This is a genomic window from Nannocystis pusilla, assembly GCF_026626665.1.
Taxonomy (GTDB): domain Bacteria; phylum Myxococcota_A; class Polyangia; order Nannocystales; family Nannocystaceae; genus Nannocystis; species Nannocystis pusilla.
Genome location: NZ_JAPNKE010000002.1, coordinates 10,072,897 through 10,089,522, shown reverse-complemented (window position 1 = coordinate 10,089,522; position 16,626 = coordinate 10,072,897). Strand labels below are relative to the sequence as shown.

At 71.9% G+C, this 16,626-nt stretch carries 15 protein-coding genes and 1 pseudogene; 8 read left to right on the top strand and 8 right to left on the bottom strand.

Annotated elements, in window-relative coordinates; translation table 11 throughout:
* Positions 1-87: 87 nt before the first annotated feature.
* Positions 88-1,098 carry an NAD-dependent epimerase/dehydratase family protein gene (locus OV079_RS44665; RefSeq protein WP_267775958.1) on the top strand — a complete coding sequence of 337 codons (1,011 nt, stop codon included), beginning with the start codon at positions 88-90 and terminating at the stop codon, positions 1,096-1,098.
* A gap of 4 nt (positions 1,099-1,102) precedes the next feature.
* Here the strand turns inward: OV079_RS44665 and pdxR are convergent, their stop codons facing one another.
* Positions 1,103-2,515, bottom strand: coding sequence for a MocR-like pyridoxine biosynthesis transcription factor PdxR (gene pdxR / locus OV079_RS44660; RefSeq protein WP_267775956.1), 1,413 nt, complete (start codon positions 2,513-2,515; stop codon positions 1,103-1,105).
* 139 nt (positions 2,516-2,654) lie between these two features.
* On the opposite strand from pdxR, the gene OV079_RS44655 reads away from it, so the two are divergent.
* The 3 genes from OV079_RS44655 to OV079_RS44645 are packed head-to-tail and all read left to right on the top strand — an operon-like array spanning position 2,655 to position 4,080.
* Positions 2,655-3,026: a GNAT family N-acetyltransferase gene (locus tag OV079_RS44655; protein ID WP_276604174.1), complete on the top strand. Its 372-nt coding sequence runs from the start codon at positions 2,655-2,657 to the stop codon at positions 3,024-3,026.
* A 1-nt stretch (position 3,027) separates the two neighbouring features.
* A complete protein-coding gene (locus OV079_RS44650; RefSeq protein WP_267775953.1) occupies positions 3,028-3,645 on the top strand; it encodes an FMN-dependent NADH-azoreductase in 618 nt (205 codons plus the stop codon).
* A 3-nt stretch (positions 3,646-3,648) separates the two neighbouring features.
* Positions 3,649-4,080, top strand: a complete 432-nt coding sequence (locus OV079_RS44645) for a carboxymuconolactone decarboxylase family protein (protein ID WP_267775951.1) — start codon at positions 3,649-3,651, stop codon at positions 4,078-4,080.
* Positions 4,081-4,105: 25 nt separating this feature from the next.
* Here the strand turns inward: OV079_RS44645 and OV079_RS44640 are convergent, their stop codons facing one another.
* Positions 4,106-4,813 carry an O-methyltransferase gene (locus tag OV079_RS44640; protein WP_267775949.1) on the bottom strand — a complete coding sequence of 236 codons (708 nt, stop codon included), beginning with the start codon at positions 4,811-4,813 and terminating at the stop codon, positions 4,106-4,108.
* Positions 4,814-5,173: 360 nt separating this feature from the next.
* The gene (locus OV079_RS44635; RefSeq protein ID WP_267778791.1) at positions 5,174-5,758 is read right to left on the bottom strand and encodes a superoxide dismutase; all 585 of its coding nucleotides are present in this window, start codon (positions 5,756-5,758) and stop codon (positions 5,174-5,176) included.
* Positions 5,759-6,186: 428 nt separating this feature from the next.
* On the opposite strand from OV079_RS44635, the gene OV079_RS44630 reads away from it, so the two are divergent.
* From OV079_RS44630 to OV079_RS44615, 4 genes are all read left to right on the top strand, one after another.
* Positions 6,187-7,806 (top strand): hypothetical protein, encoded by a 1,620-nt coding sequence (locus OV079_RS44630; protein WP_267775947.1) that lies wholly within the window; start codon positions 6,187-6,189, stop codon positions 7,804-7,806.
* A gap of 69 nt (positions 7,807-7,875) precedes the next feature.
* The gene (locus OV079_RS44625) at positions 7,876-8,859 is read left to right on the top strand and encodes a hypothetical protein (protein WP_267775945.1); all 984 of its coding nucleotides are present in this window, start codon (positions 7,876-7,878) and stop codon (positions 8,857-8,859) included.
* 51 nt (positions 8,860-8,910) lie between these two features.
* The gene (locus OV079_RS44620) at positions 8,911-11,247 is read left to right on the top strand and encodes a TonB-dependent receptor (protein WP_267775943.1); all 2,337 of its coding nucleotides are present in this window, start codon (positions 8,911-8,913) and stop codon (positions 11,245-11,247) included.
* A gap of 144 nt (positions 11,248-11,391) precedes the next feature.
* Positions 11,392-11,769, top strand: coding sequence for a YidH family protein (locus OV079_RS44615; RefSeq protein WP_267775942.1), 378 nt, complete (start codon positions 11,392-11,394; stop codon positions 11,767-11,769).
* Positions 11,770-11,823: 54 nt separating this feature from the next.
* On the opposite strand, the pseudogene ftsA reads toward OV079_RS44615, so the two are convergent.
* The 5 genes and pseudogenes from ftsA to OV079_RS44585 form a co-directional block, all read right to left on the bottom strand.
* A pseudogene (gene ftsA, locus OV079_RS44605) lies at positions 11,824-13,091 on the bottom strand (cell division protein FtsA).
* Complete coding sequence (locus tag OV079_RS44600; RefSeq protein WP_267775939.1) at positions 13,070-14,302, bottom strand: cell division protein FtsQ/DivIB; 1,233 nt, start codon at positions 14,300-14,302, stop codon at positions 13,070-13,072. The pseudogene ftsA and the gene OV079_RS44600 overlap by 22 nt, the downstream one beginning before the upstream one ends.
* Positions 14,303-14,565: 263 nt before the next feature.
* Entirely contained in the window at positions 14,566-14,874 is a 309-nt protein-coding gene (locus OV079_RS44595) for a hypothetical protein (protein WP_267775938.1), read from the bottom strand.
* 180 nt (positions 14,875-15,054) lie between these two features.
* Positions 15,055-15,894, bottom strand: a complete 840-nt coding sequence (locus tag OV079_RS44590) for a phytanoyl-CoA dioxygenase family protein (protein ID WP_267775937.1) — start codon at positions 15,892-15,894, stop codon at positions 15,055-15,057.
* Positions 15,888-16,445, bottom strand: a complete 558-nt coding sequence (locus OV079_RS44585; protein ID WP_267775935.1) for a LysR substrate-binding domain-containing protein — start codon at positions 16,443-16,445, stop codon at positions 15,888-15,890. Before OV079_RS44585 ends, OV079_RS44590 begins: the two co-directional genes overlap by 7 nt.
* Positions 16,446-16,626 lie beyond the last annotated feature (181 nt).

The following is a 16,626-nucleotide window of genomic DNA, read 5'->3' as shown; positions in this document are numbered from 1 at the left end:
AGCGGCGCCGAATTGCGCCGCGAGAGCGTCTGGTGGTGCTAGGGTTCGGCGCCGCACGGGTCCGCACGACCCCAGGCGGGACCGATCATGAAGCTCCTTGTCACCGGCAGCACGGGTCATCTCGGAGAGGCATTGGTACGCACGCTCCGCGGCGACGGCCACGACGTCGTCGGCCTCGACCGCCTCGCCTCGACCTTCACCGACGTGGTCGGTTCGATCGTCGACCGCGCCACGGTCGCGCGGGCGGTCGCCGGCGTCGACGCGGTCGTACACACGGCGACCTTGCACAAGCCGCACGTCGCCACGCACACGCGCCGCGAGTTTGTCGACACCAACATCACCGGCACCCTCAACCTCCTCGAAGAGGCAGCAGCGGCGAGGGTGCGGGCGTTCGTCTTCACCAGCACCACCAGCGCTTTCGGCCGCGCCCTCACGCCCCCGCCGGGCGCGCCGGCGGCGTGGATCACCGAGGCCGTCACGCCCGTGCCGCGCAACATCTACGGTGCCACCAAGGTCGCCGCCGAAGACCTGTGCGAGCTCGTGCACCGCGACACCGGCATGCCGTGCCTCATCCTCCGGACCTCGCGCTTCTTCCCCGAAGACGACGACGACGCGACGACACGGCGCGACTACCCCGACGACAACTCCAAGACCAACGAGTACCTGTTCCGTCGCGTCGAGCTCGAGGACGTCGTCTCGGCGCACCTGCGGGCGCTCGAGCGGGCGCCGGCGATCGGCTTCGGCCGCTACATCGTCAGCGCGACGACGCCGTTCACCCTCGACGACCTCCAGGCCCTGCGGGAGGACGCCCCGGGCGTGGTCGCTCGCTTGTTCCCCGAGTACGCGGCCGAGTACGCGCGCCGCGGCTGGCGCATGTTCCCCACCATCGATCGCGTCTACGTCAATCAGCGCGCGCGCGACGAGCTCGGCTGGCGGCCGCGCCACGACTTCGGCGCGGTCCTGGATCGCCTGCGCGCCGGCGAGGAGCCGCGCAGCGCCATCGCCCTCGCCGTCGGGTCGAAGGGCTACCACGACCGCAGCTTCGCCGACGGGCCGTACCCGGTCCTGCCCCACCGGCGCCCGGACGCAGCCGAGTGAGCTGTCACGGACGCCAGGCCGTCCGCAGCTTGTCCGCCAGGCTCCGCGCCACGGCCGGGCTGCTGACATTGGTAAATCCGAGCAGCAGCCCCGGCTCGACCGGGTGCTGGTGCTGCCAATCGCTCAATGCTTGGACCTCCAGGCCCGCTCGCCGGGCGGCGCGGGCGAGCGCGCGGTCGTCGGTGCGGCCCTGCAGTCGCACGAGCAGGTGCATGCCGCCCGCCTGCAGCTCGACGCGGAGGCGCGCCCCGAACACCGCCTGCAGAGCCTCGACCACCGCCGCCCGCCGCTGCGCGTAGAGGTTGCGCATCTTCTTCACGTGGCGGGCGAAGTGGCCCTCGAGCATGAAGTCCGCGACGACCTCCTGGACGAGCTGCGGGCACCCGCCGTGAAAGGCGGCGCAGGTCGCCTCGAAGCGCCGCAGGTCGGGCTCGGGGACGACGACGTAGGCGAGGCGCAGCGAGGGCAGCAGCACCTTGCTGAAGGTGCCCGCGTAGTACACGACGCCCTCGCGGTCGAGGCTGGCGAGCGCGGGCAGCGGTCGGCCCTGGTAGCGATATTCGCCGTCGTAGTCGTCCTCGAGCACCCGGGCTCCCGACGCCGCCGCCCAGGCGATCAGCTCCAGCCGCCGCGGCAGGGCGAGGGCGACCCCCAGCGGCGATTGATGCGAGGGCGTGACGACCGCGAGCCTGGCCCGCGCGGCACACTGGCGGCCCTCCGAGACCTGCAAACCCGCGGCGTCGACCGCCACCGCCACGACGCGCGCCCCGTGCGTCTCGAGCAGCAGTCGCGTCGGCGGAAACCCCGGATCTTCGATCCAAACTGTGTCGCCCGGACGCACCAGAGTGCGCGCCACCAGATCGAGGGTATGCCGATAGCCCGCTGTGATGAATACCTGCCCCGGGGCGCAGCGGACGCCGCGAGAGAGCGCCAGGTGGGCGGCGATGGCCTCGCGTAGACGCGGCTCACCGGCGGGCGCGGGGTAGCCGTCGGCGAGCCGGTCCGCGTCGCGCAGCCGACGAGCGGTCAGGCGCGACCACAGCGCGTGCGGGAAGGCGTCGAGCGCCGGCAAGCCGAGCTGGAACGGACGCACCGAGCGCGGGCCCGGCAGCGCCCCGGCGGGCGCGGTCGGACGGGGACGGCCGAGCCGCGCCGCGTGCGGACCGATGGGCGCGACGCGGGTGCCCGCCTGGCCCTGCGGCAGCAGATAACCCTCGCCGATCAACAGGTCGTAGGCGGCCTCGACGGTGCCGCGCGCGAGCCCCAGCGCGCTCGCCAGGCCGCGGATCGACGGCACCCGATCGCCGGGTCGCAGCCGCCCGTCGGCCACCGCGTCGCGGATGCGCGCGTAGATCTGCCGGTAATAGGGAGAGTCCCCCGAGCGGTCGAGCGTCAGCGAAAACCGCGAGGCCGACATGTCCCAGTGATTTTCGCAGATCTTGGCTCTCCCGGCCAGGACATGGTCCGCACATACTCGCGGCGTGACGATCGCAAACGACGAGGTCTCGCTGCGCCACGCGGAGCACGACGACGAGCTCCGCGCCTGCTACACGCCGATGGTCGCCCTGCGACCGGGCCTGCGCGACGCCGAGGAGCTGCTGACGCGGATCCGCCGCCAACAGGCGCAGGGATACCGCTTGCTGGCGGCCTGGCGCGGCGGTGAAGCGCTCGGGCTCGCCGGCTACCGCGAGCAGGACAACCTGATCTACGGCCGCTTCGTCTACGTCGACGACCTGGTGGTGCGAGAGGACGTCCGTCGCGAACAGCTCGGCGAGCGGCTGCTCACCGCCGTCGCCGACGAGGCGCGCCGGCTCGGCTGCGCCCGGCTGGTGCTCGACACCGGGCTGGGCAATCCGCTGGCGCAGCGCTTCTACTTCCGCCAGGGCCTGCTGGCGGCCGGCATGCACTTCGGCCGGAGCCTCGTCTGAGATGCCGGCGATCCTCGCAATCGACGCCAGCCCTCGCGGCTCGGCCTCTCGCAGCGGGCAGGTCGGTCGCATGGTGGTGGAGCGCCTGCTGCGGCGCTCGCCCGACGCTCGCCTGATCGTCCGGCCCATCGGCGTCGAACCGCTGCCGCACATCGACGCGGCCTACGCCGAGGCGATGGAGACGCCCGAGGCGCGCCGCACCGCCGCGGACCGACAGGCGCTGACGCGCTCGGAGGCGCTGATCGCCGAGCTCGAGGCGACCGACCGCCTGGTGATCTCGACGCCGATGCACAACTTCACGGTGCCATCCACACTGAAGGCGTGGATCGATCACGTGGTGCGGGCGCACCGCAGCTTCGCGCTGACGCCCCGGGGCAAGCAGGGCCTGCTGGCGGACCGGCCCACCTACGTGATCGTCAGCGCCGGCGGCCTCGTGTCCGGCGACGGCCCGCGCCAGCCCGACTTCGTCACGCCGTACCTGCGCCACGTGCTGGCGGTGATCGGGATCCACGACGTCCAGTTTCAGGTGCTCGAGGGCCTCGTGCGCGGCCCGGACGCGGTGCAGGCCGCGGAGCGGAGCGCCCGCGCGTGGCTGGACCGACAACTCCCGGAGGAATGAAGAATGACGATGCAACGGTTCGACTACACCCAGCTCTCGCCCGAGGTGATGCAAGGCTTCTACAGCGCCCACGCCGCGCTCCTGCGCGGTCCGCTCGGGCGGCCGCTGATCGACCTCGTGTACCTGCGGGTGTCGCAGATCAACGGCTGCGCGTATTGTCTGGAGATGCACTCGAAGTCGTTGCGCGACGACGGCGAGACGACCCGACGCATCGACGTCCTCGCGGGCTGGCGCGTGAGCACGGCCTACACGCCCCGCGAGCGCGCGGCGCTCGAGTGGGTCGAGGCGGTGACGGACATCGCCCACACCCACGCGCCCGACGCCAGCTACGACGCGCTCGCCGAGCACTTCAGCGAGCGCGAGACCTCCGACCTGACGACGGCGATCGCCTTGATGAACGCGCTGAACCGCGTGGCGATCGCCGCGCGCCGATGACCCCGCCTGCAGGCCCGGGGAGCGCTCACACGCGGACGGAAAATTCTGTCCCGTCGGCCAGGTGGAGCGTCGACGAACGGAAGCCGTTGGCGGGGTCTTGCATGTACGCGACGTACGGCGCGAGGTCCCGCTTGAACGTGAAGATGTTGTCGCCGATGACCACGCCGCCGGGGCGGACCTGCGGGCCGAGCATGCGGATGATCGGCAGGTAAAGGTCCTTCCAGCCGTCGAGCAGCATCATGTCGATCGCGCCCAGCGGCCCCTGCAGCGTCTGCAGCGCGTCGCCCTCGCGGATCTCGGCGAACGCCTCGAGCCCCGCCTCGCGGAGGTTCGCCCGCGCCTGCGCGACCTTCTCGGGCACCAGCTCGGTGCCGATCACGAGCCCGCCGCCGTTGTCGCGCACCGCGGCCGCGAAGTAGATCGTGGAGATCCCGAACGACGTGCCGAACTCGACGATCCGGCGGGCGCCGAGGGCCCGCGCGACCAGGTAGCACAGCGCCCCCTGCTCGGGCGACAGCGGCAGGTACAGGTCCTTGGCGATCTCGGACATCTCCGCCGCGCTCGGCCGGCGCCGCAGCAGCGAGCCGCGCAGCAGCGCCGGCACGAAGCGACGGACGATCTGCAGCCGCTGCCCGGCCGCCGCGCCGTGCAGCCGCTTCAGCACGGCCTGCACGCGGGGATCGCCGATCACGGCGCCAGGAGGACTGAGTTCGAGCGAGAACGGGAGCTTCATGGCGCGAAGGTCAACACAGCCCCGGCCGGCTGTCGAGCGACGCCGCGTCGCAGGGAGACCTCCAAGCTCGACGCCCGAGCGAGGCGAACATCTCTACGACGGACGCACACGCACGCTCCGACGACGGATCCGCATCCGCGGCAACCCGAGCGCGGGCGCCACAAGGCACATTCCGCCGTTCACCTCACCCGAGAATCGTACCGTGCAGAGCACGGGCAACTACGAGCGCGCTACGATGATTTGGCAACACATGGAGAATCGCCCGGGCCGGCTCGGAGACCCGGCGGGTCTCCTTCACGCCGGAGCGAGCCGCGCGAGACGAGCGAGGCATCGCCCGTCGCGCGCGCCTCGTCGGCTGACTCAGCGGCCGCTGAGGTTGCCGGCGACGAAGTCCCAGTTGACCAGGTGGTCGAGGAACGTGTCGATGTACTTCGGCCGCGCGTTGCGGAAGTCGATGTAATAGGCGTGCTCCCACACGTCGATGGTCAGCAGCGCCTTCTGGCCGTGCTTGAGGGGCAGGTCGGCGTTGCCGGTCTTGGTGACCGCCAGCTTGCCGTTGTCGACCACCAGCCAGGCCCAGCCGGAGCCGAACTGCGTCGTCGCGGCGTTGGCGAACTGCTCGCGGAACTTCTCGTACGAGCCGAAGTCGCGGTCGATCGCGGCCGCGAGCTCGCCGGTCGGGCGCCCGCCGCCGTTCGGCCGCATCGAGTGCCAGTAGAACGTGTGGTTCCAGACCTGCGCCGCGTTGTTGAACACGCCTCCGTCGCTGCGCTGGATGATCTCCTCGAGCGACAGCGACGCCTCGGGCTTGCCCTCGAGCAGCTTGTTCAGGTTGTTGACGTACGCGGCGTGGTGCTTGCCGTGGTGGTAATCGAGCGTCTCGGCGCTGATGTGGGGGGCGAGCGCGTCCTTGGCGTAGGGCAGTTCGGGGAGGGTGAACGGCATCGGCAGATCCTCGGGGGTGCGGGTGAGACGGGGCCCGCGAGTCACGGGCCGGGGTTTCTGGGTCGCCGTTGCATTAGCAGAGGTCACGGCCGGTGACGGCGCGGAGGTTATCCTTTTGGCAGATTGCCAATCTATTGGCAGCGCGGCCGCCCGCCCCATTTCCCCACGAACGCCCGCAGGAATCGGCCCGAACACGCAGTGGCATCAATGTCCGGCCCGCGCCGCGCGAGCCGGCGATATGCGATCTGCCAGCAATCCGCCGCTGCCGCCGCCCGCGCCGCGCGAACCGGCGCCTCGGTCGTTTTTCTCGCGCGGGCGCGAGCGCCTCCCGGCCCGCGGCGTGCGCGCACGCCCGTCCTGCGCCTGCCGGCGCGCGCCCGCGCGCCCCGCGGCACCTGTGTTTTCGCGTACCTTCGACTGGCGTCACCATGTCTGCCCCGACCGCCGCCACCACTGCTTTCGACACCCAGCGCGAGGAGGACGGACGGAGCTTGCTCGCCGCGATGCGGGCGCGCTTCGAGGCCGCCACGGCGGCGGGCGGCGTGCCGCTGTTCACCAGCGCGGCCGGCGATCTGTGGGGCACCTTCCTCGCGGCCGTCCCGGAGCCCCTGCGGCAGTGGCACGATTGCGCCGCGTGTCGCCGGTTCTTCGCGCGGCACGGCGGGCTCGTGCGGGTCGGCGACGACGGCGAGCTCGTCTCGGTGCTGTGGGACCCGTCCGGCGTGCCTCCGGCGTACGTCGCGGCCGTCGCTGCGCTGGCGCAGGCCGTCACGCGCGCCCCGATCGACGGCGTGTTCCTGTCGTCGCGGCCGCAATGGGGGCAGCCGCGCACCGGCGATTGGTGGCACCTCTCGCTCGAGCCCGCGCCGGCGCTCCTCTACCGCGCCTCGCCGGTGCGCACCGCCTCGCAGGCGGCCGCCGAGCGGCGCGTCGACCGTGACACCCTCCTGCGCGGCCTCGCCGAGTTCCCGCTCGAGCTGGTGCGCCACGCCCACGCGCTCCTCACCACCGACAAGCTCTACCGCTCGGAGGCGTGCATCAGCGTCGCCGCGTGGCTGCTCGCGCTGCACGAGCGGCTGGCCGCCACCGCCAACCAGCGCGCGCGCGACAACCTCGTGTGGCAGGCCGTCGCCGCCGCGCCCGCCGGGTTCCCGCGCGTGCGCAGCACGATGATCGGCACCTTGCTCGAGGACCTCGCCGCCGGCCTCTCGTTCGAGGCCGTCAAGGCCCGCTTCGACGCCAAGATGCACCCGCTCGCCTATCAGCGGCCGACGGCGGCCCCGAGCGCCGGCAACATCGCCCGCGCCGAGGAGATCGTCGCCAAGCTCGGGGCCGCGGGCTCGCTCGAGCGGCGGTTCGCTCGCCTGTCCGACATCGTCCCGCTGTGGGTGCCGGCGCCGGAGAAGCCCGCGCGCCAGGAGCGGGGCGTCTTCTCGCACCTGCGCGAGCGGGCCTCCGCGACCACGTGGCACGACGTCCCGCCGACCGTCATGACGTGGGACAAGTTCTCGCGCACCGTCTTGCCGGCCGCCGAGGGCCTCGAGTTCCTCGTCCCCGACCGCCCCGACTCGTACCTCGGGCTCGTGACCGCCAAGAACCCCGACGCCCCGCCGATCGTGCAGTGGGACCGCGAGGGCGCGCGCAATCCGGTGACCTGGTACCTCTACGTCGACGGCTCCGCCCCTGCGCGCTGGAACCTCAAGCCCGGCCAGTTCCACCCGGTCACGGCCGTCACCTATCAGCCGTCGATGTGGGGCGACGCGGCCAAGTTCCCGCACCATGGCCAAAAGGTCATCTTCCTCCTCAAGGGCGCGAAGGACCTCGAGTACACCGGCGGCGCCGGCTTCTTCCCCTCGTTCCTCAAGAGCGAGTACCACGAGATTCGCAGCACCCTCGAGGCCTACGCCAAGAGCGCCGTCGTCGCGGGCAAGGACGAGGCCGAGGCCTGCGGGATCTGCCTGCAGAAGGGCACCACCTGGGACTACACCTTCCGCGTCGCCGGCAAGGGCGGCGTGCGCCTCGTCTACAAGCTCGACCGCTGGGACTGACGCCGCGAAGCATGCGCAAAAGCGCCGCCGGTGGCACGCGGAGGCCCCGTCGAGTAGGGTGAGGTCTGCATGCGCACCCTGGCTCTGGGCGCCGCGATCCTGTGCGGCGCCGCCTGCATCCCGTTCGCGCCGTACTGGTGGATCGAGGACGCGAGGCTGTTCGGCACGCGCATGACCGTCGTCGAGCCCGGCGGCTATTCGACGCTGCTGCAGGTGCCGCCCGGTCAGCAGCGGGCCTCGGCGCTGCCGCTCGACACCGTCGAGGTCGAATGGCTGTTCGCCGCCGCCGAGGACACCGAGGTGCAGCCGCCGATCTGGCTGGCGTGCACGCGGCCCGGCTGCATCGAGGCGTTCTACAACCGCGGCCACGGGCTGCTCGACTGCCCGCTGCCGCTGCCGTTCGACATCCCGTGGGCCTGCCGCCTCGGCGAGGGCCACAGGATCCGCTTCGGCTTCGCCGGCGCCTTCACCCTCGCGCTCGACAGCGCGTTCGCCGGCCTGTCGCTGCTGGCGATCGGCAGTCGCACCCCCGAGGTCCCGTCGTCCACCTGCGTCGAGCGCTACCAGAAGAGCCCGCACGTCGGCCTCGAGCAGTGCCTGATCGGGCGCGACGTCCACTTCCCCGGGCCGCTGTGGGCCGTCTTGCCGTTCGCCCCGGAGCTCGGCGAGCTGCCGCTCGAGGTCGTCACCCAGGCGCCCGACACTCACCCCGACATCGTCGGCTTCCGCGTGTCGCGAGCGCGGCGCCGACCGGATCGAGCTGCTCGTCGAGCCCGAGGACACCGTGATCGTGGAGCCCGGCGAGCACATCACCGTCCTGCCGCTGCTCATCGGCGGCGGCGTGCAGGACTACGTCGACGTCTACGATCCCGACGGCCCCGGCCCCGAGCCGACCGAGCTGCTGCGTGGGTTCGAGCAGGTCTACCTCGAGGCGTACGTGTCCGCGGTCGTCGATCAGTACGACTCGCCCAGCCGCTTCGACCCCGACGCCGACATCGAATGGGTCGTGTCCGACCACCCCGAGCCGCTGACGGTCTTCGTCGTGGCGCGTGACGATCGCGCCGGCGTCGGGCTCGCCCGCCTGCACTTCGCCGGCAAGACCCCATGATCGCGGCGGCCCTCCTCGTCGTCCTCGCCGCCGCTCCGGCGCCGTCGAAGGCCGCGCCCGCGGCTGGCGAGCGCGCCGCGCGAACGACCGTCCAGGGCACCCTGCGCAGCGCCGGCGAGCGCACCCCGGTCGTCGGCGCCAAGGTCTTCGCCACCGCGCGCCGCGGGCCGGCGTGGACGCGCGAGGCCGTGTCGGGCGACGACGGCCGGTTCATCCTCACCGACCTGCCGGCGCCGGACTTCATCCTCACCGTCGTCGCCGCCGAGCACCAGCGCCTCGAGCAGCCGACGACCGCTCCGTTCTGGCGCCGGCGCAAGCCGCCTGTGATCTACTTGCAACCCGCGGGCACCGGCAGCTATCGCACGATCGTCCAGCAGGAGCGGACCGTCCGCCCGAGCCCGTTCAGCGCCCGCCTGGCTCCCGACGAGATCCAGGGCCTCCCGGGCAGCCAGGGCGACCCGCTGCGCGCGCTGCAGAACTTGCCCGGAGTGGCGCGCGCCCCCGGCGGCCTCGGCCTGCTGGTGCTGCGCGGCGCCAACCCCAATCAATCGCAGGTGTTCTTCGGCGAGCACCCGCTGCCGCGCGCCTTCCACGTGCCCGGCCTCGCCAGCGTGGTCCAGACCGGCGTCCTGCAGGACCTGCAGTACGTCCCCGGCAGCTTCTCCAGCCACTACGGCAACGCGGTCGCCGGCGTCGTCACCATGACCCCGCGCGTCGGCCGGCGCGACGGCCTGCACGGCCACGCCAAGCTCGACATCACCTCGGTCGGCGGCCTCGTCGAGGGCCCGCTCGGCAAGGGCTCGTTCCTGATGGCCGCCCAGCGCGGCTACCTCGACCTCGTGCTCAAGGCCCTGCCCTCGGACGTGCGCGGCGACCAATTCATCCGCCCGCGCTACAACGATTATCAATTGATCTTCGACCACCCGGTCGGCAACGGCGGCACCCTCACCGCGCGGGTCCTCGGCGCCACCGACGACATCCGCTACCCCGACTCGACCTACAGCCCCGGCTCGAACTTCGCCCTGCGCGCCGGCTTCCACCGCTTCGACCTCAGCTACCGCAAGCGCCACGGCACCTGGGACTTCCTGCTCGCCCCGGCGGTCCGGCTCGACCGCACCGTGTTCGAGACCAACGAGCTGTACCGGAGGCGGAGCGACGTCGTCGGCCTGCTGCGCGCCGAGGTGACCGCCCGCCCGTCGCGGCGGCTGATGCTGACGCTCGGCCTCGACACGCAGATCGATCGCTACACCACCCGGATGCACTTCGAGCCGTCGCAGTGGGTCCCGCCGGACCCTCAGAACTTCGACACCCGCGACCGCGGGGTCGTCTCCACCAGCGGCGTGTACGTGTCGGCGCAGCTCGGCGGCGGGCGCTTCACCCTGTTCCCGGGCCTGCGCGTCAACGCGTTCACCGGCAAGGACAACGCCGCGTTCGCCGTCGACCCGCGCGTGCTGGCCCGCGTCGTCGCCCACGACCGCGTGACCCTGCAATTCGGCGCCGGCCTCTACTCGCAGGCCAGCCAGCGCAAGTACGAGGAGACCTCGGGCTTCATCTCCAACTCGGAGAGCCCCTACGGCGGCACCACCTCGATCGCCGGCTACAGCCCGCTGGTCCTGCCCGGCGCGCTGCGCTTCCTCGACGCGCGGCTCGAGTTCGACCCGCACGGCCGCGTCGGCGCCGCGCGGGCCGCCCAGCTCAGCGCCAACATCCACGTCGACATCACCGGCACCCTCGGCTTCGACGGCACCGTCTTCTACCGCCACGTGCGCGACAACCTGCCGCGCCTGGCCACGAATCCGACGGCGCCCGACATCGTCACCGAGACCTACGGCCTCGAGGCGATGCTGCGCCACGACCTCACGGCGCGTCTGTTCGGGTGGGTCGCCTACACCTTCATGCGCTCGAGCCTCGGCTACGCCGACTGGCGGCCGGTGCGGCCCGACCTCCCGGCCGACTTCGACCAGCGGCACAACCTCGTGCTGCTGCTCGGCTACAAGCTGCCGCGGCGGTGGACGATCGCCGGCCGCTTCCGCGTGGTCACGGGCCTGCCCTACACGCCGCGCGTGGGGGCGCAGATCGAGGAGGGCCTGGGGATCCGTCCGCTCGACGGGCCGGTCAACAGCGCCCGCCTGCCGGTGTTCCACCAGCTCGACATCCGCATCGATCGCGCGTGGATCTACAAGCGCGCGACGGTGGCGGCGTACCTCGACGTGCAGAACCTCTACAACCGCCAGAACCCCGAGGGCGTGCTCTACAACTACGACTTCTCCGGCCAGCGCGCGGTCGTCGGCGTGCCGATCCTGCCGGTCCTCGGCGTGCGCGTCACCTATTGAGGCGACGACGTCGACGCAGACGCCCGCGCCGGCGAGCTCGTCCGTGCGGCGCTCGCGGGACACGCCGTATGGAGCGCGATTCACCAAGTTGCACGGCCGTGACGCGGGCGTGGCGTCCCCGTGATGCGCTAAGCTCCCCGCGCCATGCCCGAAGACAAGGATCCACCGGCGCTGCTGCAGGCCCGCCTCGCCAACGAGCGCACGCTGCTCGCGTGGCTGCGCACGGCGGTCGCGCTGATGGGCTTCGGCCTGATGGTCGCGCGGCTCGGGGTGTTCCTCGACACCCTCGGCCGCGCCACCCACGAGCAGGTCCGCGCGGCCGGCCAGTCGCGCTGGACCGGCGCGGCCCTGCTGATCACCGGCAGCCTCGTCGCCATCATCGGCTACCACCGCGTCCGCGCCTACGCCAAGGTCATCGACCCGAAGCGCGGCCCGCCCGGCGAGCGCGGCCTCCACATCACCGCCGCGCTCGTCATCCTGCTGGGCGTCGCGCTCGCCACCTTCGTCGTCATCATGTACTGAAGGGCATGTCCATGCGGACATGCCCTCCTGCACATGCCCTGAGGGGCATGCGCTTCAGAACATGTCGCGCATCCAGCCGACGAAGCGCTTGCCGATGCCCGGGCGGCGCTCGCCGCGGGGCTGCTGGACCTCGACGGCGGCCATCGGCTGGTGGGCCGCGCCGTAGAGCACGAGGCCGACGCCGGTCGAGAACTTGGGGTCCTGGATGACCTGGGCGAAGCCACCTTCGGTGAGCGACGGCTGGCCGCGGCCGAAGCTGGCCCCGTGGACCGGCACCCCGCGGCGGACCGGCATCTGGAACACGTCCTCGACGATCTCGGTCATGCCCTCCATCTGCGAGCCGCCGCCGGTGAGGACGATGCCTGAACCGGCCATCTCCATCATCCCGGACTTCAGCAGCTCCTCCTGCGCCATCAGCAGGATCTCCTCGACGCGCGGCTCGATCACCTCGCCGAGGAAGCGGCGGGGAACGCCCGCGGCGGGCGCGGGCCGACCCCGGCCACCTCGACCACCGCGTCGCCCTCGATCATGCTGACGAGCGCGCAGCCGTGGCGGCGCTTGATCGCCTCGGCCTCGGCCACGCTGGTGTGCAGGCCGTGGGCGACGTCCTGGGTGATGCGGTGGCCGCCCATGACGATCACCGAGGTGAACACGTTGGTGCCCTCGGAGTAGATGGTCAGGTCGGTGGTGCCGCCGCCGATGTCGATGAGCACCACGCCGAGCTCGCGCTCGTCCTCGTGCAGCACGCTGATCGCCGAGGCCAGCGGCTGCAGCACGACCTCGACGACGTCGAGGCCGGCGCGGTTACAGCACTTGATGATGTTCTGGACGCTGGTCGTGGCGGCGGTGATGACGTGGGCGCGGGCCTCCATGCGCACGCCGCTCATGCCGATCGGGTCCTTGATCTGGCCCTGGCCGTCGATCATGTACTCGAGCGGCAGGGTGTGGATGATCTGGCGGTCGAGCGGGATGTTGACCGCCTTGGCCTGCTCGAGCACCCGCGCGACGTCGGCCTCGGTGACCTCGCGGTTGCGCATGCTGACCTGGCCGAGGCTGCTAAAGCCGCGGATGTGGCCGCCGGCGATGCCGACGAACACCGACTGGACCTCGACGGCGGCCATCTGCTCGGCCTCCTGGACCGCCTGGGCGATGCTGTTGGTGGTCGCCTCGATGTTGACCACCACGCCCTGGCGCAGCCCCTCCGACGGACAGGTCCCGACGCCGATGATGTCGATGCCGTTCTCGGTCACCTCGCCGATGATCGCGGCGACCTTGGTCGTGCCGATGTCGAGTCCGACGATCACTTCTCCGACTTCTGCCATGACTCGTTCCTAGTCGTACTTCGGGATCCCGGAAGCAATTTGTTGCCGGAGGCGGCCTTCTTCTTCTTGCCTTTGCTCTTGGCCGGCTTGCTCGGGCCGCTCGCCGGCGGCGCCGGAGCGGCTGGCTCTTGGGCAATGTCCTTCGAGGCAGGCTTGTGGGCGCCGGCCCCGCGGGCCAGCACCGCCGCCTCGGCCTCGGCGTCGAGGAAGCTGGCGACCACCCGCTCGGGCGTGCCGGGGACGGCGTCGAGGTCGAGGTGGACCACCGCCAGCTGCTCGGCCCGCTCGCCCAGCGCCGCGCGCAGGGCGTCGAAGCGGGCCAGCCTGGACTCGACGTCGCCGCGCCCGAGCCGCAGCGCGGCGCCGGTCTTGGCGGTGTACAGCGCGACCGCCCCGCCCTGGTCGACGTGGACCTCCGACAGCCGCGGCCGCGGCACCTGCTGGTAGGCCGTCAGCGCGTCCAGGCCGCGGCGGATCGCCGACTGCGCCCGCGCGTCGCCGGCCACCAGCTGCTCGCGGTCGACGCCGGTGATCACCGGCAGCTCGCCGCGCTCGCCCTCCTCGAGCCGCTTGAACGGCACCCCGTCGCGGTCGATCAGGTAGAAGTAGCCCGACAGCAGCGCCGCCGCCGCCTCGTGCTCTTCGACCTCGACGATCAGCGTGTCGGGCAGCGAGCGCTGCACGCTGGCGCGCTTGACCCACGGCTCGGCGGCGATCTTGGCCTGCAGCGCGTCGGTGTCGACGGCGAGGATGTTGGTGCCGGGCTCGAGCCCGAGCAGCGACTGCAACCTGTCCACCGGGACATGTGGCGTCGCCTGGTAGACCAGCGACTTGGCCTCGAAGCGGGCCGAGGTGGTCACGAACTGGTAGCTGGCCTGGACCGCGAGCAGCACGCCCCAGGCCAGGGTCACCGCGACCGCCAGGCGAGCGGCGAGGCTCAGCAGCCGGCGGCCGCGCGCGCCGACCCGCGGGACCGCGGCGACGAGGTTCTTCAGGCCCGCCCGCGGCACGTGGATCGCCGGCTTGGCCCCGGCCCGCGGCGCGTCGACGCGGCGATTGACCCGCGCGCCCGCCCGGCTCGCAGTCACTGCGGGCTTGCGCGCGACCGGCGTGGGCGCAGGCACGGGCCGCGGCCGCGCTTGCTGCACCCGTCGGTTCTGCTTGCGCGCCGGCGCGGCGTTCGCGCGAGGGCTGTTGTTGAAGAGACCCATGGCGAAGGGAGCGAGCCTGGCGACTATCAGGCGCCCCATGTGTGGGCAAGAAATCGGCGCCATGTGGGACTGAACATCCGCGCAAGCGCGCGCCCGCGGCGCGGCTGCGCGCGGGCCGACGTCCCGCTCAACCTGGTCTGAAGGACAGGTCGATTCGCGCGCGCGCCGAGGTCGCGCGACCTGCCTCGGACGAACGAGAGACGCGCCGGCACACTCGCATCCTTCGCATCGACGACTCGGCCTCGCGTGGAGCGGCCGGCGACTCAGAACGATTGCGGCGCCTGACCGCCGCTCGGCGGCCGGCGGAGCACGCCGTACACGGTGCCCGAGCCGGTGCTGATCGGGGTGCTGTTGGTGGCCGAGGTCATCACTGCGATCGCCTCGCCCCCCATCTTGCAAGCGCGGGGGCGGACGATCTCGCGGAACTTCTCGTCCAGCGGGTCCATCTTCCCGACCTTGCCGATCGTCACATAACCGAGGATCTCCCATTCACCGCCCGGTCGCATCTTCTGCATGTCGGCCTGGATGAACTCGAGCGGACAATTCGCGTCGAGCGGCGAGGCAAAGACCATTCGTGTCTCGGAGACTTGTGAGCAGGATACCGTCGCAGCCGCGACGAGGAGCGGGAGCAAAGATCTACGCATCGCGGCCGAGGGTACAGAGACACGCAAAGCGATGTCAATGAACCATGAGCCCGCGCATCCTCGGACGATTCTTTCAGCTGTCCTCGGAGTGGAGGGACGACTGCGTCTTCAGAGCGCGAAGTCCCCGAGCGTCGGCCGCTGCAGCCAATTGCGTTCGGACCAGCCCGCGCCTTGCTCGGCCGCGTGCATCGTGAAGGCGTGGCGCGACGTCGCCGAGTGGTTGTGCGAGCTGCGGTGCGGCAGGTGATCGTGGAACACCACCACGGTGCCGGCCGGCACCTCGAGCGCGACCGCCTGCGCGTCGGTCGGCCACGGCGTGGCGTCGACGGTGTGCAGCGTGCCGGTGCGGCGGCTCCAGTCGACCTCGTAGCGCTCGCGCAGCGGCGTGCGGTGGCCGCCGGGCTGCACCCACAGGCAGCCGTTGTCGCGGTGCGCGTCCTCCAGCGCGACCCACAGCCCGGTCACGCACGCCGGCTCACTGATCAGATACGTCGCGTCCTGATGCCACCGCACCTCGCCGCCGATCCGCGGCTGTTTGAAGATAAACATCGTCTGCCACAGCACCGGCGCGGCATAGCCGAGGTCGCGCAGCAGCTCGCCGAAGCACGGCTGGCGGCAGAACTCGCGGAACTCGGGCACGAGGTCGTGCAGCGCGTGGCCGATCTTGTTGATCGCCAGCCGCGGCGGGCAGATGAGCCGACCGTCGGCACCTCGCGCGCCCTCCTCGAGGAAGCAGCGCACGCCCTCGGCCGAGGCGAAGAACACGTCGTCGCGGCCGGCGTCGCGGTCCTTGGTGGTGAAGACGGTGCGCTCGGCCTCGGGGTCGAAGCGGTCGACGATCGCCAGCGCCGCGCCGCGGATCGACGCCAGCGCCTCGGCGGCGACCAGGCGCGGCAACACCACGAACCCTTGCTCGCGGAACTCGTCGACTCGCTCGCGGCTCAACATCGGCTCCCATCCTTACCCGTCGCCAGCGTCTTGGCGGCGGCGAAGATCTGCTGGCGCAGCCACAGGTGGCCCGGGTCGTCCTGGTGGCGCTCGTGCCACACCTGGCGCACCGTGAAGCCCGGGACCGCCAGCGGCGGCGCCAGCGTGCGCAGATCGAGGGCCGGGCCGAGCCGCCGCACCAGCCGCGCCGGCGTGGTCAGCACGAGGTCGGAGCTGGCGACGATGAGCGGCGCCGCCAGGAAGTGCGGCACGACCAGGGCGATCTGCCGCGCGTGCCCGAGCTCGGCCAGCTGGTCGTCGACCACGCTCTGCGACCCGCCGCGCACGCTGACCAACACGTGGCGCAGGCGCAGGTAGGTCGCCAGGTCGATGGTGCGCTTCACGTCCGGGTGGCCCTTGCGGCACACGAGCACCATCTCCTCCGAGAACAGCGCCTGCTGCTGCAGACCGGGGCTGTTCTCGAACACCACCCCGAGAGCGACGGTGATCGCCCCGGTCTCGAGCGGCGCGGCGACGTCGCTGAGCTCGAGCGGGCGGACCCGCAGCTGCACCCCGGCGCCGCCGCCGACACGCGGGCGAGCAGCGGCGGCAGCAGCACGGCCTCGATGTAGTCGGTGCTGGCGAGCACGAACTCGCGGCGGCTGGTCCGCGGGTCGAAGCGGGCCGAGTTGCTCAGGAGGGCGCCGACGTCGCGCAGGGCGGCCCGCAGCGGGACCAGCAGTTGCTCGCCGC